Raw genomic sequence first — 22,465 nt, forward strand, 5'->3', positions numbered from 1 at the left:
ACGACTATGCTCGGCATCCGTGAGTAGACGCGGAAAAATCGTCTGTACGCTGGGTCCGGCCACCGCAACGGAGGACGCGATCCGCAAGCTCGTCGAGGCGGGAATGGACGTCGCCCGGCTGAACTTCAGCCACGGTGACTACCCGGATCACGAAGCCAACTACAAGCGTGTCCGGGCGGCCTCGGACAGCACCGGGCACGCGGTCGGCATCCTCGCCGACCTGCAGGGCCCCAAGATCCGCCTCGGTCGGTTCGCCGACGGCCCGACGGTGTGGGAGAACGGCGAGACGGTGCGCATCACCGTCGAGGACTGCGAAGGCACCCACGACCGGGTGTCGACGACCTACAAGCGGCTGGCCCAGGACGCCGCACCGGGGAACCGGGTGCTGGTCGACGACGGCAACGTGGGTCTGGTGGTCGAGCACATCGACGGCAACGACGTGGTCTGCACGGTCACCGAGGGCGGCAAGGTCAGCAACAACAAGGGGATGTCGCTGCCGGGGATGAACGTCTCCGCGCCGCCGCTGTCGGAAAAGGACATCGAAGATCTGGAGTTCGCCCTGCGCCTGGGTGTCGACCTGGTCGCGCTGTCGTTCGTGCGCTCGCCGGCCGACGTCGAACTCGTCCACGAGGTGATGGACCGGGTCGGCCGGCGTGTCCCGGTCATCGCGAAGCTGGAGAAGCCGGAGGCGATCGACAACCTCGAGGCCATCGTGCTCGCGTTCGACGCGATCATGGTCGCCCGCGGCGATCTGGGTGTCGAGCTGCCACTCGAAGAGGTGCCGCTGGTGCAGAAGCGCGCCATCCAGATGGCGCGGGAGAACGCCAAGCCCGTCATCGTGGCCACGCAGATGCTGGAATCGATGATCGAGAACTCCCGGCCCACCCGGGCCGAGGCTTCCGACGTCGCCAACGCGGTGCTCGACGGTGCCGACGCCGTGATGCTCTCGGGCGAGACGTCGGTCGGCAAGTTCCCGTTCGAGACGGTGCGCACCATGGCCCGCATCATCTCCGCGGTGGAGGAGAACTCGGTGGCCGCGCCGCCGCTGACCCACGTCCCACGCACCAAGCGCGGCGTGATCTCCTACGCCGCCCGCGATATCGGGGAGCGCCTGGACGCCAAGGCGCTCGTCGCGTTCACCCAGTCCGGTGACACCGTGCGCCGGCTGGCCCGTCTGCACACCCCGCTGCCGGTGCTGGCGTTCACCGCGCTGCCCGAGGTGCGCAGCCAGCTCGCGTTGACCTGGGGCACCGAGACGTTCATCGTGCCGCACATCCAGACCACGGACGGCATGATCCGGCAGGTGGACAAGTCGATGCTCGAGCTGGGCCGCTACAAGCGCGGTGATCTGGTGGTCATCGTCGCGGGTGCGCCTCCCGGCACAGTAGGGTCGACGAATCTCATTCACGTCCACCGCATCGGCGAGGACGACGTCTAGACCCTGGGGGTTGCGTGTCAGCAGACTTCGATGAACTGCTGGCAGTACTCGACCTGACGAGGGTCGGCGACGACTCGTTCCGCGGACGTCACCCGAGCAAGAACCCGGTCCGCACGTTCGGCGGGCAGATGATGGCCCAGGCGTTCGTCGCGGCGGGCCGCACCCTGTCCCATCCCGTGCCGCCGAGCACGCTGTCGGTGCACTTCATCGCCGGCGGCGATCCCGACAAGGATCTCGAGTTCCACGTGGTGCGCCTGCGTGACGAGCGGCGCTTCGCCAACCGGCGGGTCGACGTCATGCAGGACGGAGCGCTTCTGACCACCGCGCTGGTGTCCTACCTGGCCGGCGGCAAGGGACTCGAGCACGGGGTGACGGCGCCCGAGGTGGCCGAACCGCTGGACGTCCCCCCGATCGACGAGCTGCTCGGCGGCTACGAGGAGGTCGTCCCGCACTTCGCCAACGCGCTGCGGCCGATCGAGTGGCGCTACACCAACGACCCGGCCTGGATCATGCGGGACAAGGGTGATCGGCTGCCGCACAACCGCGTCTGGATGACCGCCCGCGGCGCCATGCCCGACGATCCTGTCCTGCACGCTGCGGCGCTGGTCTACTCATCGGACACCACGGTGCTGGATTCGATCATCACCACCCACGGGTTGTCCTGGGGCCACGACCGCATCTTCGCCGTCACGACCAACCATTCGGTGTGGTTCCACCGGCCGGTGCACTTCGACGACTGGGTGCTGTACTCCACCACCTCGCCGGTGGCCGCGGAATCGCGCGGCCTGGGCTCCGGGCACTTCTTCGACCGGTCGGGGCAGCTGCTGGCCACAGTCGTGCAGGAGGGGATCGTGAAGTACTTCCCGTCGCGGACTACCGGGTAGGCGTCACCGTCACCGAGAACTGGTCTTCGACGCGCCGCTGGAAGTCCTCGGCGCACTGCTCGACGGCCGAATTGTCGCTGCCGGCGCGGCTCAGGCAGTCCACGTAGTCGGTTCCGCCGACCTGATCGAAGAGCCCGATGTAGATCGGGATGAACACCAGTGCGGCGATGATGGAGACCGCACCGAGCACGATGCCGGCGATCGCGACACCGCCGTTGGTCGCTTCACCGCGCTTGACCCTGCCGCGGGCGATGAATCCGATGATGACTGCGCTCAGTCCCAACACGATGCCGCCCGCGATCGACCAGCACAGCACCACGCCGATGATCGCGAGAATCAGTGCGGTGGTGCCCAATCCGTTCTTCGGAGCCGACGCGGGCGGCGGGCCGCCGGGATAACCCCCGTAACCGCCGTAGCCCCCGTACTGCGGCGGCGGTCCGTAGGGGGGTGGCCCGTACGACGGCGGCGGCGGAGGGGGAGGTGCGTCGCTCATGCCGGTGAGATTACCCGGACGTTCAGCGATTCCGGCAGATGATGCGTGGCGACGACGACGGTGCGTTCGGCGCCGAACATGCCTGACGGGGCGAGGATGTCGGACAGCAGCGTCGCGGCGTCGGAGCTATCCAGATGCTCGGTGGGCTCGTCGAGCAGCACGGTCGGCGCGGCGCAAATCAACGCGCGCGCCAGCAGTAGTCGTCGGCGCTGCCCGGCCGACACCGCGGCCGCGCCTCCGACGAGCACCGTGGACAAGCCGTCGGGCAGGCCGGTGAGCCAGGGCCCGAGTCCGACCCGGGTGAGCGCCTCGGTCAGTTCCGCGTCGGTCGCGTCGCCGCGAGCCACCAACAGGTTGTCGCGCACCGTGGTGGCGAAAAGGTGGGCGTCCTCGGCGAAGAACGTGCCGGCAGAGCGCATCAACAGGGTCGTCTTGCCGCAGCCGCTCGGCCCGACGACGGCGATGCGGTCTCCGTGTTCGAGGTGCAGGGGGGCGACGTCGGGGCGGCGGCGCGCGGTATCGCCCGGTTCGGTGAGTGCCCTCAGGCGGCGGGCGGCGACGCGCGCTCGGGTCAGCGCGACTGCGGCGGCGGGTAGGGCCGCTGCCGCCTCGAACGCCGAGAGCGGCAGCAGCATCAGGACGGCCAACGTCGTCGGAGCGACGGTGTCCGCCAGGGCGAGTCCTGCGACCAGAGCCCCGAGCACGCTGATGCCGGTGGCGGCGGCCGGGGCCGCCGCGGCGACCGCTGCTGGTGCGGCCGCCCGGTCGATCGCGTGGCCCCAGCGTCGCTGCTGATCACCGGCGTCAGCGAGGACGCCGGCCAGCCGGCCGGCGACCCGCAATTCGGCAGCATGCTCCAGTGCGAGGAGCGCTGCGGTGTCGCGGCCTGAATGATGCTGCGCAACAACAGTTTCAGTGTCCCGTGTGGCGCGCGCGGCTACGGCCGGAGCAACCACGCCGGCAAGTACGAGGCTGGCGGCGAGCACCGCTGCGGCGATCGGGGAGGTCAGTCCCACGGTCACCACGGCGGCGATCCCGAGGACGCCGGCGACGCACATCGGCACGACGGCGCGCACCAGCACGTCGGCCACATCGTCGACACCGGCACCGACTCGGGCGACGAGATCGCCGCTATGACTTCGGGTCACGTCGTCGTCCGGGGCGGCAGCCAACCGCGCGAAGAGGCGCTCGCGGGCCGAGGCGGCGGCCCGCAGCGCGGTGTCATGGGAGGCCAGTCGCTCGCAGTAACCGAACACCCCGCGGGAGATGCCGAACGCGCGTACGGCGACGACGGCGATCGTCAGGTCGAGCACGGGGGGCATCTGCCACGCGCGGGTGATCAACCACGCCGACACCCCGGCCAGCGCGAGCGCACTGCCGAGCGAGAGCACGCCGAAAGTGATCGCGAGCAGCAGGCGCGGCAGTCGCGGCCGCAACAGGTCATACACCCACATGTGCCGGCACCCCCATGTCGACGACGGTGTCGCCGATGGCGAGCACCGCATCGCGATGCCCGACCACGACGACTGTCGCGCCGTCCGCGGCGCGGGTACGAATCGCCTCCAGCACCGCGCGTTCGGTCGGCTCGTCCAGATGCGCGGTGGGCTCGTCGAGCAGCAACACCGACGCCGGCGAGCCCAGCGCGCGGGCCAGCCCCAGCCGCTGGCGCTGCCCCAGCGACAACCCCACCCCGTTCTGCCCGACCACGGTGTCCAGACCGTCGGGCAGATCGGTCAGCACGTCGTCGAAACACGCTGCACGACAGGCGTGCTCGAGATCGGACAGCGGCCCGAAGAGCTCGAGGTTCTCGCGTACCGTGCCGGGGATCAGGACGGGGCGGTGTGCCAGCCACGCGACATGGCTCCACCACGACGCGGGTTCGAGATCGGCGACGTCGACATCGTTGATCCGTACGTGGCTATCCGTTGCCTCATCGAGTCCGAGCACGGCGTGCAGCAGTGTCGACTTGCCGCATCCGTTGGGTCCTGTCAGGACGGTGATCCGGCCCGGTTCGGCGAGCATTGCGGGTACGTCAACGGCGATGGTGACCGCGCCGCCGGAGAGGACGCGAGAGCCGACTGTCGATGGCCGGGTGGAGTCGAGGAACGCGAACGCGGCCTGCACCGCGGTCTTTCCGTCCTGCGCGCTGTGGAAGGCAGCGCCGACGCGGCGCAGCGGCCAGAACACCTCGGGGGCGAGCAGTAGCGCGGTCAGCGCGGTGGCCAGCGGAATGTGGCCGTAGACCAGTCGCATGCCGACGCTGACCGCGACCAGAGCCACGCCGAGGGTAGCCAGCAGTTCGAGGACAAGCGCGGACAGGAACGCGATCCGCATCGTCGCCATCGCCGAACGCCGATGCGCCGCACCCAGTTCCGCGACTTTCGTGGTCGCCCCCTCGGCGCGACCGAACGCCCGCAGCGTGGGCAGGCCCGCGACAAGATCGAGAAGCCGGGCCTGCAGCGTGGTCATCGCAGCCAGTGCCGCCGCCGACCGGTCCTCGGTGGCCAGGCCGATGAGGATCATGAAGATTGGGACCAGCGGCAGCGCGACGAGCACGATCGCCGCGGCCTGCCAGTCCACGAACGCGATCACGGCAACGGTGGCAGGGGTCAGGATCGCCGCAAGGAACAGCGACGGCAGGTAGGCGGTGAAATACACGCGCAGGCCGTCGAGTCCACGCGTGACCACCGAAGCCGCATCGTCGCGGCGGTGCGCCAGCTCGCGCGGAGGCAGCGCAGTCGCAGTGCGCAGCACCTCATCGCTCAGGTCGGCGATGACCTCGCTGGCGCCGTGCTGTGCCAGCCTTCCCTGCTGCCACTGCGTCACGGCCCGTACGAACCAGAGAGCGGCGAGCAGTGCGATCGGGGCGGCCAGCGCCCCGACCGTCCGGGACGCCGGGTCGGTGATGATCCGGGCGACCAGACCGGCGAGCAACACCGCCGATCCGATCGTCGCGCCCGCGATCACCACTCCACACGCCGTCGTCGCGACCAGGAACCGGCGCATCGCCACCGAGACCCGCCACAGCCGCGGATCGATCGGGGCGCGCGAATTCGTCGTCAGGACCGCTGCCTCGTCAACCCGATGGAGGCCGGGATGGCCTCGGCCGTGATGCGCTGCCGGAACACCCAGTACGTCCACGCCTGGTATCCCATGACGAGGGGGAGCAGCGTCAGCGACGCCCAGCTCATGATCTTCAGCGTGTACGGCGTCGATGAGCCGTTGTAGATGGTCACGCTCCAGTCAGGATTCAGGGTGGAGGGCAGCAGGTTCGGGTACATCGAGCCGAAGAGCAGCACCGCGACTGCGGCGACGACGATCATCGTCGCGACGAATGCCCGGCCCTCGCGCTCACCGCGCCACATCAGCGCGACAGCGCCGAGCAAGGCGACCACCGCGACCGCCAACGCCCACCAGGTCCACGATTTACCGTGGGCCACTTGCGTCCACAGCCCGAAGCCGCCGGCGAGCACGACCACGGGGGCGGACAGGATGCGGGCGAAGCGGAAGGCGTCGTCGCGCACCGGGCCGGAGGTCTTCAGCGCGACGAACACCGCGCCGTAGAACGCGAACAGCGACGCGGTCGCCAGCCCGCCGAGCAGTGTGTAGGCACTGACGACGTCGGTCAGTGTCGCCTGCGAACGCCCGTCGGCGTCGATCGGGAGGCCTTGCACCAGAACGGCGAACGCGACACCCCAGAGGACGGCGGGTAGCCAGGACCCGGCGGCGATGCCGATGTCGGCCCAGCCACGCCACCGGGGATCGTCGATCTTGCCGCGCCATTCGATGCCGACGACGCGCAGGATCATGCCGACCAGGATCGCCAGCAGTGGCAGGTAGAGCGAGGAGAACACCGTCGCGTACCAGACGGGGAACGCCGCGAACATCGCCGCGCCGGCGGTGATCAACCAGACCTCGTTGGCGTCCCATACCGGGCCGATGGTGTTCAGCGCGGCGCGGCGGTGCTTTTCGCGATCGCCGTGGCCGACGGCCCCGAACGGGATCATCAGCATGCCGACGCCGAAGTCGAAGCCTTCCAGGACCAGGAAGCCGAGGAACAGCGCCGCGATGAGGAGGAACCAGAGTTCTTGCAGTCCCATGGTTTTCGCGTCCTCTCAGTAGGCGAACGACAGGGGAGCGACGTCGTCGGAACTCGGCGGAGCGGGCGGGGCCGGTTCCGAATCGTGTTCTTGGGGACCCTCGACGACGTAACGGCGCATCAGCCAGAACCAGACCACCGCCAGCGCGCCGTAGAGCAGCGTGAAGGTGCCCAGGGAGAACAACACCAACCCCACGGAATGTCCGGACACGCCGTCCTGCACCGTCATCCGCACCATCTGATCGCCCGTCGGGTTGGGCACCACCACCCACGGTTGGCGGCCCATCTCGGTGAACACCCAGCCGGCCGAGTTCGCCAGGAACGGCGCCGGAATGGTCAGGATGCCGAAGCGGCCATACCAACGCTGGTCGGGAATGCGTCCGCGCCGGGTCAGCCACAGCGTCACGAGCGCGAACGCGACGGGGACCGCGAGGAGGCCGATCATCGCGCGGAACGCCCAGTAGGTGACGAAGAGATTGGGCCGGTAGTCGCCAGGCCCGAACTTCTCCTGGTACTGCTCCTGCAGATCCTGCACGCCCTGCAGCGTCACCCCGCTGAACTTGCTCTCCGCGAGGAACGGCAGCACGTAGGGCACCTCGATGAGGTGGGTCACGCTGTCACAGTTGTTGTGCGTGCCGACGGTGAGGACCGAGAACATGGGGTCGGTCTCGGTGTGGCACAACGATTCGGCCGAGGCCATCTTCATCGGCTGCTGAACGAACATCAGCTTGCCCTGGATGTCGCCGGTGAAGAACAGGCCGCCGGCCGCGATGATCGCGACGACCGAGCCGAGCATCGCGGCGGGCCGGTACATCGCGATGCTGTCGGCGGGGCCGTCAGTGCGCTTCGAGCGCACCATCAACCAGGCCGAGACGCCCGCCACGAACGCGCCGGCGGTCAGGAACGCGCCGGTGACGGCGTGCAGGAACGCCCAAATCGCGGTGTTGTTGGTCAGCAGTGCGACGAAGTCGGTCAGCTCGGCACGGCCGGTCTCCGGGTTGAACTTGGCGCCGACGGGATGCTGCATGAACGAGTTCGCGGCGATGATGAAGAACGCCGAGGCGTTCACCCCGAAGGCGACGATCCAGATGCACGCGAGGTGCAGCGCGCGGGGCAGGCGACTCCAGCCGAAGATCCACAGACCGATGAAGGTCGATTCGAAGAAGAACGCGATGAGGCCTTCGAATGCCAGTGGCGCGCCGAAGATGTCACCGACGAACTTCGAGTACTCGCTCCAGTTCATGCCGAACTGGAACTCCTGGACGATGCCGGTGGCCACGCCGATCGCGAAGTTGATCAGGAAGAGCTTCCCGAAGAACTTCGTGAGCCGGTACCAGGCCGTGTTGCCGGTGACGTGCCAGACCGTCTGCATGACGGCGATCAGCGGCGCCAAACCGATGGTGAGCGGGACGAAGATGAAGTGGTAGACGGTGGTGATCCCGAACTGCCACCGCGACACGTCCAATGCGTCCATGCGCCACTCCCTCGTCCACCCACACTCTACGACACAGTGTAGTAGCGAGGTGGGATCTGCCGGCTAGGGACTTTCGACCTTGGTCTGAGGGCCTGTGTGCTCAGGGCCGTGCGCGACAGCCTTGCGTAGTCCGATCGCCGAGGCGACCTCGAAGACGCCCAGGACCACCAACCAGATGCCGACCACCATCGCCAGGGTGGCCAGAGAGGCGAATGGCGACGCGAGCATGACCACACCGGCGATCAGGCTGATCACGCCGATGACGATCGCCCAGCCGCGTCCCGGCAGCGTCGGATCGCTGATCGCCGAGACGGCCGTGGCCACGCCGCGGAAGATGAAGCCGATGCCGATCCAGATGGCCAGCAGCAGGATCGAGTTCTGCAGGCTGCGGAAGCACAGCACCGCGAGGATCAGGGCTGCCGCCCCGCTGACGAACAGCAGCACCCGTCCGCCGGCCGACACGTGCAGGCTGAAGGCGAACACGACCTGCCAGATGCCCGAGATCAACAAGTAGGCGCCGAAGAAGATCGCCGCGACGACGATGGTGATGGCCGGCCACGCGAGAACGCAGATGCCGAGAACCACCGCGAGGACGCCCGAAATCAGCGCCGTTTTCCACAAATGCGCAAGCATGCTTGGGGGAGCAGGGGTTTCCATGGGCGCAGTGTGGCACAAGCGGTGTCGGGTTTTGGGATAGCTCGCGTTCCCCTGCTACAGCGTTACAGCTCTACTACTGTTCCGTTACCGGCGCTGCGCGCCGGGCCATCGGTCGTTAACGTCCTTGGCTGGACATGCCGCAGAGAAAGTAGAGGCAACAGTGTTGCGTGAAAAGCAAGACCGCCGGACGAAGATCTGGCGGGTCGCGGCGATGTTCGCCGCAACGGGTGCCCTGGCGTTGTCGGGCTGTGCCAGCGGCGGCGACTCCGGTGGAGGCGGCGGCGGCAGCTCGACGTCGAGCGCAGCCCCGGCGGAGAAGGTCGAGGAGATCGCCAACACGGTGCCCGAGGCCATCAAGTCCTCCGGCAAGCTCGTCATCGGCGTCAACATCCCTTACGCCCCGAACGAGTTCAAGGACGAGAGCGGCAAGATCGTCGGCTTCGACGTCGACCTGATGAACGCCATCGCCGGGACGCTGGGGCTCACCCCGGAGTACCGCGAAGCCGACTTCGCCAAGATCATCCCGTCGATTCAGCAGGGCACCTTCAACGTCGGGATGTCGTCGTTCACCGACAGCAAGGAGCGTGAGCAGTCGGTCGACTTCGTCACCTACTTCTCGGCAGGCACGGCCTGGGCGCAGAAGCCCGGCGCCGGCGTCGACCCGAACAACGCGTGCGGCAAGAAGGTGGCGGTGCAGGCCACCACGGTCCAGGAGACCGACGAGCTGCCGGCCAAGAGCAAGAAGTGCACCGACGAGGGCAAGCCGGCGATCAGCATCGTGCCGTTCGACGGCCAGGATGCGGCTACCAACGCGGTGGTGCTGGGCCAGGCCGACGCGATGTCGGCGGACTCGCCGGTCACGCTGTATGCGATCAAGCAGACCAACGGCAAGCTCGAGCAGGCCGGCGAGACCTTCGACTCGGCGCCCTACGGGTGGCCCGTCGCCAAGGGTTCGCCGCTGGCGCAGTCGCTGCTGCAGGCTCTCGAGCATCTGATCGAGAACGGCAAGTACAAGGAGATCGCCGGGAACTGGGGCCTGGAAGCAGGCCTGATCGACAAGCCCGTGATCAACGGCGCGGTCTCCTAGGCGAAAGCGAAATCTGATGAGTGATGTCGGCGCGCCGCCGCAAGCCATCGACGCGGTACCGCTGAAGCACCCGTGGCGGTGGGTGGCGGCGGCCGTCATCCTCATCCTTGCCGGCCTGTTCATCTACGGGGCGGCCACCAACCCGGCCTACCGCTGGTCGGTGTTCGCCGAGTATCTGTTCGACCAGCGGGTGCTGACGGTCGGGCTGGTCAACACCCTCCAGCTCACCGTGTACTCGATGGTTCTGGCCATCGCCCTGGGCGTGCTGCTGGCCGTGATGCGGCTCTCGCCCAACCCGGTGTTCCGCTGGGTGGCGTGGGTGTACCTGTGGGTCTTCCGCGGCACGCCGATCTACGTGCAGCTGGTGTTCTGGGGCCTGATCCCGACGATCTACCAGCAGGTGCGGCTGGGTGTGCCGTTCGGCCCGTCGTTCTTCCAGGTCGATCTGCAGAGCCTGTCGATCCCGTTCCTGCTCGCCACGCTGGGCCTGGCGCTCAACGAGGCCGCCTACATGGCCGAGATCATCCGCGCAGGCATCACGAGCGTTCCCGAGGGCCAGCTCGAGGCGTCGACAGCACTGGGCATGTCGTGGGGCCTGGCGATGCGGCGCACCGTGCTCCCACAGGCCATGCGCGTCATCATCCCGCCCACCGGCAACGAGGTCATCAGCATGCTGAAGACGACGTCGCTGGTGACGGCCGTGCCGTTCACGCTGGACCTGTTCGGGATCACCGCTCGCGAGATCGCCGCGCGTACCTTCGAACCCGTGCCGCTGCTGATGGTGGCCGCGTTCTGGTACCTGGTCGTGACGAGCATCCTGATGGTCGGCCAGTTCTACCTGGAGCGGTACTTCTCCCGCGGCGCGTCACGCAAGCTGACGACCAAGCAACTCGAGGCGCTGGCCAAGGCGCAGGCAAGTACAGGTGGGATGTGACGCAAGCAGCGGAAGCCCGGCCGATGGTGAAGGCCGAGCTGGTGTGCAAGGACTTCGGCGCGCTCAAGGTCCTCAAGGGCATCACCCTCGAGGTGCAGAAGGGGCAGGTGCTCGTTCTCGTCGGGCCGTCGGGGTCCGGCAAGTCGACGTTCCTGCGCTGCATCAACCACCTCGAGACGGTGTCCGCGGGACGGCTCTACGTCGACGGCGAGATCGTCGGCTACCACGAGCGCGGCGGCAAGCTGCACGAGATGAAGCCCAGCGACGTCGCCAAGCAGCGCCGTGAGGTCGGCATGGTGTTCCAGCACTTCAACCTCTTCCCGCACCGCACGGCGCTGGGCAACGTCATCGAGGCGCCGATCCAGGTCAAGGGCATGAACAAGGCCAAGGCCGCCGAGCGTGGCAAGGAATTGCTCGACCGGGTGGGGTTGGCCGACAAGGCCGGCGCCTACCCGGCACAGCTGTCGGGCGGCCAGCAACAACGGGTCGCGATCGCCCGCGCGCTGGCGATGGATCCGAAGCTGATGCTGTTCGACGAGCCCACCTCGGCGCTGGACCCCGAACTGGTGGGCGAGGTCCTTACCGTGATGAAGACTCTGGCGTCCGAGGGCATGACGATGGTGGTCGTGACGCACGAGATGGGGTTCGCGCGGGAGGTCGCCGACGAGCTGGCCTTCATGGACGGCGGCGTCGTCGTCGAGCGGGGTGACCCGCGCACGATCATGGCCAATCCCCAACACGATCGGACCAAAGCGTTTCTCTCCAAGGTGATGTAGCGCCGGACCCGGTCACCCCGCTGTGGCGGGCTGCCCAGGTGTTCCGGCTGCTCAGCTGCCTGTACGCGCTGGGTTTCGGCCTCGCGGTCAATGACGAGCTGGCCCGTCCGCTCGGCGGCTGGGTGGTGTTCGCGGCGCTGGTCGGCTGGAGCGTGGTGTGTGCGGTCGCCTATCTGCAGGGGTTCGGCCGCCGCCCGGTGTGGGTGCTGACCGAGTTGGCGGTCGTGGTGGCGCTGGTGATGTGCACCGAGCTGGTCGCCTCCGATGCGTGGATCGCCGACAACCAGTCGCTGCCGACGACGTTGTGGGCCACCAACGCCACGATCTCGGCCGCCATCCTGTTCGGTCCGGTGGGCGGCATGCTGACCGGTCTGGTCGTGATGTCGCTCAGTGCGGTGCTCAAGGGGTACGTCAACGTCGACGTGAGTCGCAACGCCACGATCGTCATCGAGCTGGCGGTGGGTCTGGCGGTCGGGATGGCCGCGCAGACCGCGCGGCGCGCGCACGCCGAACTGGAACGGGCCGCCCGATTGTCCGCGTCGGTCTCCGAACGCGAACGGCTGTCCCGCAAGGTGCACGACGGCGTCCTGCAGGTGCTGGCGCTGGTGGCTCGTCGGGGTCATGAGATCGGCGGTGAGGCAACGCAATTGGCCGAGCTGGCCGGTGAGCAGGAACGTGCGCTGCGGCGCCTGGTGGTGACGGGGGACGAGGCCGCCGTCGTCGGTGCGCAGGCCGACCTCGCAGCGATGCTGCGACGCAGAGCCACCGATCGGGTGTCGGTGAGTGTGCCCGCCCACGCGGTGCTGCTCGACTCCGCGGTCGCCGACGAGCTCAGCGCCGCGGTCGGCAACGCGCTCGACAACGTCGAGGCGCACGCCGGCGATGGTGCCCGCGCGTATGTTCTGCTGGAGGACCTCGGCGACGCGGTGACGGTGAGCGTGCGGGACGACGGTGTCGGAATTCGTGACGGAAGGCTCGCCGAAGCCGTGGCGGAGGGCCGCATCGGTATCGCGAAATCGATTGTCGGACGGTTGAATTGGCTGGGCGGCCGCGCAGAATTGCAGACCGGACCGGAAATGGGGGTCGAATGGGAGCTGACGGTACCGCGATCACGGTGATGGTCGTCGACGACCACCCGATCTGGCGCGATGCGGTGGCGCGCGACCTGGCCGACGACGGTTTCGACGTGGTCGCCACGGCGGACGGGGTGGGGGCCGCGGCGCGCCGCGCCGCCGTCGTACGTCCCGCGGTGGTGGTGATGGACATGCGGCTCGCCGACGGCGATGGCGCTCAGGCCACAGCGCAGGTGCTGGCAGTGTCACCGTCCTCGCGCATCCTGGTGCTCTCGGCGTCCGACGAACGTGACGACGTGCTGGAGGCCGTCAAAGCCGGGGCCACCGGCTACCTCGTCAAGAGTGCGTCGAAGCAGGATCTGGCCGACGCGGTGACGGCAACGGCGCAGGGGCGGGCGGTGTTCACGCCGGGCCTCGCGGGTCTGGTGCTGGGGGAGTACCGACGCATCGCCCGCGACGAACCGGGCCCCACGCAGCCGAGCCTGACCGAGCGGGAAACCGAGATCCTGCGCTATGTCGCCAAGGGGTTGACCGCCAAGCAGATCGCCACCGCGCTGTCGCTGAGTCACCGCACCGTCGAGAACCACGTGCAGGCCACATTCCGCAAGTTGCAGGTGGCCAATCGCGTGGAACTCGCGCGCTATGCGATCGAACACGGGCTCGACGAGTAGTTGTACTCATCCGCCGGGGGCATCGGAGTTGCCACCATGGCGTCATGACCGAACCGCACGCCCCTGTCGTCGCCCGGCTGTCCGCGGAGTTCACGGCGCTCTCGCAGCAGCTGGCCCGGGTCTCGGCCGATCTCGCCGAACTCGACCGGATTCTCTCGGCGCGGCCTGTACCGCCGCGGCCCGCGCTTCCCGTCTACGCGCCTGCACCCATGCCTGCACCCATGCCTGCCCCTCTGCCCATGCCCCCTCCACCGCCGGCGTGGAGACCCCCGGCTCCTCCCCGGGAACGTTCGGAGGGCTGGATCGGCAAGCTGCTGGCGGTCGCCGGGGTGGCGGTGACGCTGATCGGTGTCGTGCTTCTTCTGGTGCTCGCCGCCCAGGCCGGCATCCTGGCGCCCGAGTTCCGCGTCGCCGGCGGGGCGGTGCTCGCCGTCGCGCTGGTGGGTGTGGGGTGGCGGCTTCAGGGCCGTCCCGGAGGTCGAGTCGGCGCTATCGCGGTGACGGCCACGGGAATTGCCGCGGGCTACATGGACGTCATCGCCGTCACCACCATCTACGGATGGGCTCCCGCAGCGGTGGGGTTGCTGTTGGCCTCGGCTGTCGGAGGTGCGGGCCTGACGCTGGCCCGCCGCTGGGATTCCCAGCAGCTCGGGCTGCTCGTACTCGTTCCACTGACGGTGCTCGCCCCGGTCGTCGCCGACGGAAACACCCTGCTGCTGGTCGGCTTCATGCTGGCGCTCGCCGCCGCCTCGCTCCCGGTGCAACTGGGTAAGGACTGGGCGTGGCTGCATGCGGCGCGTACCGCCGCGGCAACGCTGCCGCTGCTGTTCGCGCTCGTGGTGCGCCACATCGACGGGCGCGACGACCTGTGGCTCGCCGGTGCGTGCGCGATCGCTGCGCTTCTGGCCGTCGTCGCGGCGGTGGTCTTGCTGCCCGGCTCGCGTCGCGCGGCTGTCTTCGCGCTGCTGACCGCGGCGGGGGTGACGCCGCTGCTGTGCGTCGGGTTGGTCGTCGATCGCGTGGTGGCCGCGCTGATGATCGCCGCGCTGGCAGGCATCCTGTTGGCGATCGTGCTGGTCGGTGACCAGCTGCCGGGCGTCGCGGGCATCGCCCGCCGGGTGTTCTCGGCGCTGTCGGCAGTGACCGCCCTGATCGCGGTGACGGTCGCGTTCGACGGACCGATAGCGGGCCCGATCCTGCTCGCGATGGCTGTCGTGGTGGCGGTCGCGGGCCGGCGGGACATCGTCGCTCGTTGTGCCGCAGGACTTTTCGCCGGCATCGGTGCGCTGATGCACTTCGCCTACGCCCCGCCGAGCACCGTCTTGTCCGCGGTCGCCACGCGGGAGACCGCGGGCGCGTCGATCCTCGTCTCGAGTGTGCTGCTCGGGATCGCCGCGGTCGCGATCGCGTGGTCGTGGTCGGGCCCGCAGCGGGCGGTCGCGGCTGCGGTCGCTGTGGGAACCGTCGCCTACGCGGTCACGTCGTTCACCGTCACCGCCGGTGTGCTGATCGGCGGTGAGGGCCGCGGCTTCTACGCCGGCCACATGGTGGCGACGATCTGCTGGATCGCGATGGCGGCAGCCCTTCTCGGCCACGCCGTGCGCCTGCCGCGGGTCGACCGGTCGGTGCCGATCGCCGGCGGTCTCGGCCTCGTGGGTGCCGCGGTGGCCAAGCTTTTCCTGTTCGACCTCGGCACGCTCGACGGGATGTTCCGAGTGGCGGTGTTCATCGTCGTCGGGCTGATCCTGCTAGGGATGGGGGGCCGGTTACGCGCGGCTGCTAGAGCGTCAAGATCAGGTGACCGCCGACACAGACTAGACTGGATTGAGTCCAGAAAAGGAGATGTTGTCATGGGTATGAACACACTGTCTCAATCACGGCGGACCGACGCCGAGATCGTCGGTTTCCAGGCTTCACCCGCGCTGACCGAGGCGCTGCAGCGCGTGCTCGTCGACGTCATCGAACTGCATCTGCAGGGCAAGCAGGCGCACTGGAACGTGGTCGGCACCAACTTCCGCGACCTGCATCTGCAGCTCGACGAGGTCGTCGACTTCGCGCGCGAAGCCAGCGACACGGTGGCCGAACGCATGCGCGCGCTCGACGCCGTGCCCGACGGCCGGTCCGACACCGTCGCGACGACCACGTCGCTGCCGGAGTTCCCCGCCTTCGAGCACAGCACCGCCGAGGTCGTCGACCTCGTCACCACGCGCATCTACGCCGTCGTGACCACGCTGCGGGACGTGCACGACACCGTCGACGACGAGGACCCCAGCACCGCCGACATCCTGCACCAGCTGATCGACGGGCTGGAGAAGCTCGCCTGGCTGGTCAAGTCGGAGAACCGGAAGGTGTGACCGCCGGGGCCCGATGTCCCACCAGATACCAGGTGTGCATCGGGCCCTTGCCTTTGACATCGACCAGGCCCCGCTCTTCGAGCACGAAACGGTTCCGCAACCGTTCATAGACCTCGTCGGGCACCTGGATCCGGCCCTCGACATCGGTGGTCTCCATCCGGGAGGCGATGTTGACGGCGTCGCCCCACACGTCGTAGAAGAACTTCCTGGCGCCCACGACGCCCGCCACCACCGGCCCGCACGCCATGCCGATTCTCAGCGGGACCGCGCGGCCCTGCGCATCAGTGAGGCCCGACACCGCGTCGGCCATGTCGAGCGCCAGCGCGGCCAGGGCCTCGAGATGGTCAGCGCGCGGTGTCGGCACGCCGCTGACGACCATGTACGAGTCACCGCTGGTCTTCACCTTCTCGAGACCGTGCCTGTCGACCAGCGCATCGAGATCGGTGTAGAGCCGGTCGAGGAATCGGACGAGTTCGGCGGGCGCGGTGTCGCTGGCGCGCTTGGTGTACCCGGCGATGTCGGCGAAGAGGATGGACGCATCGTCGTACTTGTCGGCGATCACCGACCGCGCAGGATCTTTCAGCCTGTCAGCGATGGTCTCGGGCAGGATGTTGGCCAGGAGCCGCTCGGACCGTTCGTATTCGGCCTCCATCGCCTGCTCGGCGCGCTCGGTCTCGCGCAGCGTGTACCACAGCGTCGCCACGATCATCACGACGGACGACACGACCGAGAAGACGAACCCGACGGTCAGGAACCACGACGGCCCCAGACCGCGATCGTTGGGCACGGTCAGCTCGAGCACGATGATCAGGGCGACTCCGGTACCGGCAATCGCCGAGGCGAGCGCGATGCGTTCGATGCCCAGCACCAAGACGACCAGCGACGCGGCCACGAGGAAGTAGAACTGCAGCCCCGAGTCCGTGCCGATCGTGTAGCAGAAAAACGAGACGGAGACGTAGGCGAAGACCACGAACGTCACGGGCGCGACGACCTCGCCGAGCGGGCAAAGCCGCGGGATGCTCAGGAAGGCGAGCCCGCACAGGATGTTGACCACGCCCAACCACGAGTACGCGCCGCCGACCACCACCTGGAACGAGCCGAACAGCAGCGAGACCGCGGCGGCGATCCACCCGGCGATGGTCAGCACTCGGACTCGGCGCGACACGGCCTCGGCCCGATGGCGGCTGAGCGAGGTCACGCGCCCTTCGATGGCCACCTCGGGCACGCAGACGGATCGCACGTTGCGCACGGTGCGGAGCTTATCGCCGATCGCAGCGATAGCCTGCTCGAATGACGGGTATCGCGTGCTGCCAGATCGATCCGCAGATCGGTGACCTCGACGGCAATGCCGAACGCATCGCCACCGCGATCGCCGACGCGCGGGCTGCCGGCGCCGACATCATCGTGCTGCCCGAGTTGGTCACGTCCGGGTACATGCTCGCCGACGACGCGGAGGCCCGCTCGGTGGCGCAGGCCCCTGACGATCCCCGGTTCGCGGAATGGGCTGCAGCAGCTGAGGATTCGTGGGTCGCACTCGGATTTTGCGAACTGGGCGACGACGGCGTGCTGTACAACAGCGCGGCAGTGCTCGACGGGGGCGGCGTATCGGCGGTCTACCGCAAGACCCACCTGTGGGACCGGGAGAAACTGATCTTCACCCCCGGCCGCGATCTGCCACCTGTTGTGCAGACCCGGCACGGCATGGTGGCCGTGATGCTGTGCTACGACCTGGAATTCGCGGAACTGACCCGCCGCGCCGTCGTCGACGGTGCCGACCTCATCGTCGCGCCGGTCAACTGGCCGCTGTTCCCCCGTCCCGAAGGGGAGCATCCCGGTGAGGTGATCACCGCGATGTCGACCGCACGAACCAACCACGTCGCCGTCGCGGCGTGCGACCGTGCCGGTGTCGAGCGCGGTCAGGCCTGGACGGAGGGAACGGCGATCGTCGGCGCCGACGGCTGGGTGGTGGCCGAGGCGGGGCCGGGCGAGGCCGTCGCAATGGCCGACCTCGATCTGTCGCTGAGCCGCGACAAGAACATCACCGAGCACGTCCACGTGCTCGACGATCGTCGGTTGGACCTCTATTGAGGAGCAGGCCCACGCTTGCTGCCAGTTGCCACGCGATGATCGTGTAGATCGCTACCCGTTCGGACAGTCCGCGGGGCAGGTCGGTGCCTATCAGCGCACACGCCGCGATGAGGCCGAGCGTGCCGAGCCCGTAGCCGAGTGTTCTGGAAGTGCGTGAGCGGTCGGGGAGTCCGACGGCGCCGGCAGCGAGGAGCGCGAGGTTGCCTCCGACGATCGCCGCCGTCGCACCCGCGACATGGAGTAGCTGGGCCTGCTGGCTGCCGCCGCTGGGAATCAGGCCGACGATGACCGACCCAGCCCCGTACAGGCACGCGAACACCGTGAAGGTCAGCGCACCGCGCGCCGGTCGTGACGTTGCGACCAGTGCGGCTGCGGTCACGACGAACGCCATGCCCTGCACCCGGAACGCGGCATTCATCCACCACGACAGCGGTGAGGTCGGGCGTCCCAGATCGCTCACGACGTTCTCCAGATAGCTGTACGCGGGTACGTGCGCCGCCGTGAACCCCTCGACCAGCAGATAGCTGATGCCCACGGCCAGGGCGAGGAGGCCGGCCGCACGGCGCACGGTCGCCGGTCGGACAGAGTGCACGTCACCAGCGTGCCAGCCGCGGCGATCGTCCATGACGGCAGGAGCCCAGCCGCACGGAGCGGCGTGGCTTTGGTGTTTGCTTGCTGAAATAGCGATTTCTCGCACATAACGCCTGAGCGCGGAGTCCGGAGTGTCCACCGGACTGCCGGTTCGGTCGCGGTGATGTTGCGCGCTGTCGAAATTTGCTGAATCTGCGTTGCGGCGTCACTTGTTGCTGTTAAAGTCCTACATCTGCAAGTCAGGAAGAATTTCTATTTTTTCACCGGGGGTGGGTTTTCATGGGGAACACTGTCACTATCTCGCGCGCTAGGAGGCGCTCGACTCGGATTGCGGGGAGCGTCATCGTCGGCGCTCTGATATTTGCTCCTGTTGCTCAGGCAGTAGATGTCGTTCCGTGTCCCGAGCAAGGCTGCAACGGCGTGACGGCGCTGCTGGTGGGTGGGCAGGGGTCCTACGCCACCCTCAGTGAGGAGCAGATGGAAACGGCGTTCGGGGGGTACTTCCGCCCCTACGACCAGCGCGTGAGCGTTCCGTTTCCCGGGGATGCCGACTTCTCGAAGTCAATCCCGGAAGGCGCGACGAATCTGTACAACGCGGTCGTCGCCGCCAAGACCGACAACCCGGACATCGTGCTGACCATCGGTGGGGTCAGCAAGGGTGCGCCCTCGGTACTCGAGGCACTCCGGCAGCTCGAGGCGACGCGGGAGGCCGGCGGTACGGTGCCCGACGCCGACCACATGAACGTGATGATCTACGGGGCGCCGAGCCGCATCTACTACGCCGGGGTCAAGTACCGCCCAGACATTCCCGTCACCCCGTACGACGTGTACATGGTGTCGGCGGAGTACGACGGCGTGGCCGACATGCCCGACAACATGTTCAACATCCTCGCCGTCCTCAATGCGATGCAGGGCGCCGATCTGCTTCACGTCGACGCGGCCTTCAACACCGACTTCGAGAACGACCCGATGCGCTACAAGGTCGAGCAGAACGCCGACGGCGGCACGGTGACCACGATCCTGATCCCGTACAACGATCCCATCCTGCCGCTGCTGCATCCGATGCTCGAGGCCGGCGCGGACCCGGCGCAGCTGGCGAAGATGAGCGCGATGCTCAAGCCCATCATCGATTCGGCGTACAAGCGCAACAACGTGATCGAGAAGAAGAAGTGGCAGACGGGCATCGTCACCATCCCGCTGCCCGACGCGGCACCGTCGAGCATCAACGGAACGCTGAAAGTCAGTGTGCCGATTGATGATTCGCAAGATTCAGTGAAGCCCGCCGAGCGCAAGACGCTGTCGGACTATGTGGGCAAGCACCGCGCGCCGGACACCGACGACGACGGCGCCGACACCACGAAGGTCAAAAAGAACGTCCTCAAAGACCTCAGCGACAGCATCAAGACCGAGGTCAAGAAACTGACCACCAAGAAGGACAAGAAGGACACGAAGGAGACCGCGCCGGAGAAGCAGGAGACTGCCGGCGCCCCTTCGTCATCGGACTCCGGTACCAACAGCGCCGGATCGGAGAGCTGACCGCTCCAGCTCTCCCGGGAAGCCCCGTCTCCGTCATGGAGGCGGGGCTTCTTGTACCGGTGCCCCCGGTGAGATTCGAACTCACACTGGACGGGTTTTGAATCCGTTTCCTCTGCCAGTTGGGATACGGGGGCTTTCGGCACGTCGCCGCGGCGCCGTGCGGCCTCTCACCTTAGAGGATGGCCCCGCGCTCGCTCATTCGGGCATCGCCGGACAGAATGTGGGGCATGACTGCGTCCCCGACAGATGCCGCCGCGCCGCACCGAGTTCTCATCGCGGAGGACGAGGCGCTGATCCGGCTCGACCTGGCCGAGATGCTGCGCGAGGAAGGCTACGAGATCGTCGGGGAGGCCGGCGACGGCCAGGAGGCCGTCGACCTTGCCGAGTCCTTGCGTCCCGATCTGGTGATCATGGACGTCAAGATGCCCCGGCGCGACGGTATCGACGCCGCCGCCGAGATCGCGGCCAAGCGCATCGCGCCGATCGTGATCCTCACCGCCTTCAGCCAGCGCGACCTCGTCGAGCGCGCGCGAGATGCCGGCGCGATGGCCTACCTGGTCAAGCCGTTCAACATCACCGACCTGATCCCCGCCATCGAAGTGGCGGTGAGCCGGTTCAGCGAGATCACCGAGCTGGAGAAAGAGGTCGCGACCCTCTCCGACCGCTTGGAGACCCGGAAGCTGGTCGAGCGTGCGAAGGGTTTGCTGCAGAGCAAGCAGAACATGACCGAGCCCGAAGCGTTCAAGTGGATTCAGCGGGCCGCGATGGACCGCCGCACCACGATGAAGCGCGTCGCCGAGGTCGTCCTCGAGACGCTCGACCCGCCGGCCGCAGAGGCCGCCGCACCCGCGGAATGACGGCGGAGCAGCACCCCGTCCGTTAAGACTGCGTTTCCGGAACCGCCGGATATCGGATCCAGACCCCGGATGCGTGCAACGCGTTCCTCAACATCGCGCACCACGGCCATGCGTTGGTTATGGTCGTCGGCGAAGCACCGCCGCCAACGCCGTCCGGGGGAGGCACGTCGGTGTCGATCAACACATGAACCGGAGGTGGGACGTGCGCGGTCGCGTGGCACGCAATGCATTTGCTCTCGGGGGAGCGAGCCTGATTGTGCTGGCCTTGGCCGGCTGCAACCAGGGTGCGCCCGAGGAGCAGGCGGCGCAGGCGAATCTCAAGATCGTCGAGAAGGTGCAGATCGACGAGAACGGCGCAGAGGTCAAGGCGGCTGAGGGTGCGGCCCCGGCCGACCCGGCCGGCGACGGCAAGGCCACCTGCCCGCCGGTGTCGATCGCGATGGCCGGGGCGCTCAACGGCCCCGACGCGGCGCTCGGCATCAACATCAAGAACGGCGTGCAGCTGGCGATCGACAAGCACAACTCCGCCAACCCGGGCTGCCAGGTTCAGCTCAAGCCGTTCGACACCGAAGGCGACCCGCAGAAGGCCACGGCCATCGCGCCGCAGATCGTCGACGACCAGTACACCATTGGCCTCGTCGGGCCGGCGTTCTCGGGCGAGACCAAAGCCACCGGCGGCGTCTTCGACCAGGCCGGTCTCGTCGCCGCCACCGCATCGGCGACCAACGTGACGCTGTCGGAGAACGGGTGGAAGACCTTCTTCCGCGGTCTGGCCAACGACGGTGTGCAGGGTCCCTCGGTCGCGAACTACCTGAAGAACACGCTCGCCAACAAGAAGGTGTGCGTCGTCGACGACAGCACCGACTACGGCCTGGGCCTGGCTCAGGCGGTCCGCGACACGCTCGGCCCGGTGGCCGACGCGGCGTGCAACATCTCGGTCAAGAAGGGCGACAAGGACTTCTCGGCGGCGGTCACCCAGGTCAAGGGTGCGGGCCCGGACTCGGTGTTCTACAGCGGCTACTACGCCGAGGCGGCACCGTTCATCCAGCAGCTCAAGGACGGCGGCTTCGAAGGCAAGTTCGTCAGCGCCGACGGCACCAAGGATCCCGAGTTCGTCAAGCAGGCAGGCGAGTCGTCCAAGGGCGCTCTGCTGTCCTGCCCGTGCGGTCCGGCCACCGGGGCGTTCGCCGACGAGTACACCAAGAAGTTCAACCAGGAGCCCGGCACCTACAGCACCGAGGGCTACGACTTGGGCACGATCCTGCTCAAGGGCATCGACTCGGGGGCCATCACACGGCCTGCGCTGCTCGACTTCGTGCGCAACTACGACGGGCAGGGCGTGGCTCGCAAGTACCAGTGGACCCCCGCTGGTGAGCTCACCACGACGCTGATCTGGATGTACGAGGTTCAGTAACTGTTGACGCGAAACGCGTCCGAGCTCGACGGCTCGGAC

The 22,465-nt window shown here is 67.9% G+C and carries 20 protein-coding genes, 1 tRNA gene and 1 pseudogene; 13 read left to right on the forward strand and 9 right to left on the reverse strand.

Annotation, left to right across the window (positions count from 1 at the left end):
- Window positions 1-19: 19 nt before the first annotated feature.
- Together pyk and PGN37_RS17835 are read left to right on the forward strand one after the other, a co-directional pair.
- Window positions 20-1,438 carry a pyruvate kinase gene (gene pyk / locus PGN37_RS17830; protein ID WP_335332336.1) on the forward strand — a complete coding sequence of 473 codons (1,419 nt, stop codon included), beginning with the start codon at window positions 20-22 and terminating at the stop codon, window positions 1,436-1,438.
- Between the two features lie 14 nt (window positions 1,439-1,452).
- Window positions 1,453-2,322: an acyl-CoA thioesterase II gene (locus tag PGN37_RS17835; protein WP_335332337.1), complete on the forward strand. Its 870-nt coding sequence runs from the start codon at window positions 1,453-1,455 to the stop codon at window positions 2,320-2,322.
- On the opposite strand, the gene PGN37_RS17840 is transcribed toward PGN37_RS17835, so the two are convergent.
- From PGN37_RS17840 to PGN37_RS17865, 6 genes are all read right to left on the reverse strand, one after another.
- On the reverse strand, window positions 2,312-2,815 hold the full coding sequence (locus tag PGN37_RS17840) for a DUF4190 domain-containing protein (protein WP_335332338.1): 504 nt from the start codon (window positions 2,813-2,815) through the stop codon (window positions 2,312-2,314). The two genes, PGN37_RS17835 and PGN37_RS17840, sit on opposite strands and share 11 nt — an antisense overlap.
- Window positions 2,812-4,269, reverse strand: a complete 1,458-nt coding sequence (locus tag PGN37_RS17845; RefSeq protein WP_335332339.1) for an ATP-binding cassette domain-containing protein — start codon at window positions 4,267-4,269, stop codon at window positions 2,812-2,814. Before PGN37_RS17845 ends, PGN37_RS17840 begins: the two co-directional genes overlap by 4 nt.
- Window positions 4,256-5,821 carry a thiol reductant ABC exporter subunit CydD gene (gene cydD, locus PGN37_RS17850; protein ID WP_335332387.1) on the reverse strand — a complete coding sequence of 522 codons (1,566 nt, stop codon included), beginning with the start codon at window positions 5,819-5,821 and terminating at the stop codon, window positions 4,256-4,258. Before cydD ends, PGN37_RS17845 begins: the two co-directional genes overlap by 14 nt.
- Window positions 5,822-5,874: 53 nt before the next feature.
- Window positions 5,875-6,915, reverse strand: a complete 1,041-nt coding sequence (cydB, locus tag PGN37_RS17855; protein WP_335332340.1) for a cytochrome d ubiquinol oxidase subunit II — start codon at window positions 6,913-6,915, stop codon at window positions 5,875-5,877.
- 15 nt (window positions 6,916-6,930) lie between these two features.
- Window positions 6,931-8,388, reverse strand: a complete 1,458-nt coding sequence (locus tag PGN37_RS17860) for a cytochrome ubiquinol oxidase subunit I (protein ID WP_335332341.1) — start codon at window positions 8,386-8,388, stop codon at window positions 6,931-6,933.
- A gap of 63 nt (window positions 8,389-8,451) precedes the next feature.
- Complete coding sequence (locus tag PGN37_RS17865) at window positions 8,452-9,045, reverse strand: HdeD family acid-resistance protein (protein ID WP_335332342.1); 594 nt, start codon at window positions 9,043-9,045, stop codon at window positions 8,452-8,454.
- 211 nt (window positions 9,046-9,256) lie between these two features.
- Here PGN37_RS17865 and PGN37_RS17870 point away from each other — a divergent pair, with 211 nt between their 5' ends.
- The 7 genes and pseudogenes from PGN37_RS17870 (at window position 9,257) to PGN37_RS17900 (ending at window position 15,940) form a co-directional block, all read left to right on the forward strand.
- Window positions 9,257-10,132 (forward strand): ABC transporter substrate-binding protein, encoded by an 876-nt coding sequence (locus PGN37_RS17870; protein ID WP_442932958.1) that lies wholly within the window; start codon window positions 9,257-9,259, stop codon window positions 10,130-10,132.
- Between the two features lie 16 nt (window positions 10,133-10,148).
- On the forward strand, window positions 10,149-11,066 hold the full coding sequence (locus tag PGN37_RS17875; RefSeq protein WP_335332344.1) for an amino acid ABC transporter permease: 918 nt from the start codon (window positions 10,149-10,151) through the stop codon (window positions 11,064-11,066).
- A gap of 23 nt (window positions 11,067-11,089) precedes the next feature.
- Window positions 11,090-11,842 carry an amino acid ABC transporter ATP-binding protein gene (locus PGN37_RS17880; protein WP_335332388.1) on the forward strand — a complete coding sequence of 251 codons (753 nt, stop codon included), beginning with the start codon at window positions 11,090-11,092 and terminating at the stop codon, window positions 11,840-11,842.
- 38 nt (window positions 11,843-11,880) lie between these two features.
- Window positions 11,881-12,960: a MacS family sensor histidine kinase gene (gene macS, locus PGN37_RS17885; RefSeq protein WP_442932956.1), complete on the forward strand. Its 1,080-nt coding sequence runs from the start codon at window positions 11,881-11,883 to the stop codon at window positions 12,958-12,960.
- Window positions 12,930-13,586, forward strand: coding sequence for a response regulator transcription factor (locus PGN37_RS17890; protein WP_335332345.1), 657 nt, complete (start codon window positions 12,930-12,932; stop codon window positions 13,584-13,586). The genes macS and PGN37_RS17890 overlap by 31 nt, the downstream gene beginning before the upstream one ends.
- 44 nt (window positions 13,587-13,630) lie before the next feature.
- Window positions 13,631-15,404, forward strand: a pseudogene (locus tag PGN37_RS17895) (DUF2339 domain-containing protein).
- A gap of 38 nt (window positions 15,405-15,442) precedes the next feature.
- Window positions 15,443-15,940: a Dps family protein gene (locus PGN37_RS17900; protein WP_335332390.1), complete on the forward strand. Its 498-nt coding sequence runs from the start codon at window positions 15,443-15,445 to the stop codon at window positions 15,938-15,940.
- Here PGN37_RS17900 and PGN37_RS17905 read toward each other — a convergent pair.
- On the reverse strand, window positions 15,915-17,180 hold the full coding sequence (locus PGN37_RS17905) for an adenylate/guanylate cyclase domain-containing protein (protein ID WP_442932959.1): 1,266 nt from the start codon (window positions 17,178-17,180) through the stop codon (window positions 15,915-15,917). The two genes, PGN37_RS17900 and PGN37_RS17905, sit on opposite strands and share 26 nt — an antisense overlap.
- A gap of 50 nt (window positions 17,181-17,230) precedes the next feature.
- Here PGN37_RS17905 and PGN37_RS17910 point away from each other — a divergent pair, with 50 nt between their 5' ends.
- On the forward strand, window positions 17,231-18,028 hold the full coding sequence (locus PGN37_RS17910) for a nitrilase-related carbon-nitrogen hydrolase (RefSeq protein WP_335332347.1): 798 nt from the start codon (window positions 17,231-17,233) through the stop codon (window positions 18,026-18,028).
- Here the strand turns inward: PGN37_RS17910 and PGN37_RS17915 are convergent.
- Window positions 17,979-18,620 carry a DUF998 domain-containing protein gene (locus tag PGN37_RS17915; protein ID WP_335332348.1) on the reverse strand — a complete coding sequence of 214 codons (642 nt, stop codon included), beginning with the start codon at window positions 18,618-18,620 and terminating at the stop codon, window positions 17,979-17,981. The two genes, PGN37_RS17910 and PGN37_RS17915, sit on opposite strands and share 50 nt — an antisense overlap.
- Window positions 18,621-19,039: 419 nt before the next feature.
- Here PGN37_RS17915 and PGN37_RS17920 point away from each other — a divergent pair, with 419 nt between their 5' ends.
- Entirely contained in the window at window positions 19,040-20,155 is a 1,116-nt protein-coding gene (locus PGN37_RS17920) for a PE-PPE domain-containing protein (RefSeq protein ID WP_335332349.1), read from the forward strand.
- Window positions 20,156-20,215: 60 nt separating this feature from the next.
- Here the strand turns inward: PGN37_RS17920 and PGN37_RS17925 are convergent.
- A tRNA-Leu gene (locus PGN37_RS17925) sits at window positions 20,216-20,289 on the reverse strand.
- A gap of 93 nt (window positions 20,290-20,382) precedes the next feature.
- Between PGN37_RS17925 and PGN37_RS17930 the strand changes: the two genes are divergently transcribed.
- Together PGN37_RS17930 and PGN37_RS17935 are read left to right on the forward strand one after the other, a co-directional pair.
- Window positions 20,383-21,012, forward strand: coding sequence for an ANTAR domain-containing response regulator (locus PGN37_RS17930; RefSeq protein WP_335332350.1), 630 nt, complete (start codon window positions 20,383-20,385; stop codon window positions 21,010-21,012).
- A gap of 202 nt (window positions 21,013-21,214) precedes the next feature.
- Window positions 21,215-22,426, forward strand: a complete 1,212-nt coding sequence (locus tag PGN37_RS17935; protein ID WP_335332351.1) for a branched-chain amino acid ABC transporter substrate-binding protein — start codon at window positions 21,215-21,217, stop codon at window positions 22,424-22,426.
- Window positions 22,427-22,465 lie beyond the last annotated feature (39 nt).

Origin of the sequence: Mycobacterium kyogaense (assembly GCF_036946525.1) — a bacterium.
In the GTDB taxonomy this organism is placed as follows: Bacteria; Actinomycetota; Actinomycetes; order Mycobacteriales; family Mycobacteriaceae; genus Mycobacterium; species Mycobacterium kyogaense_A.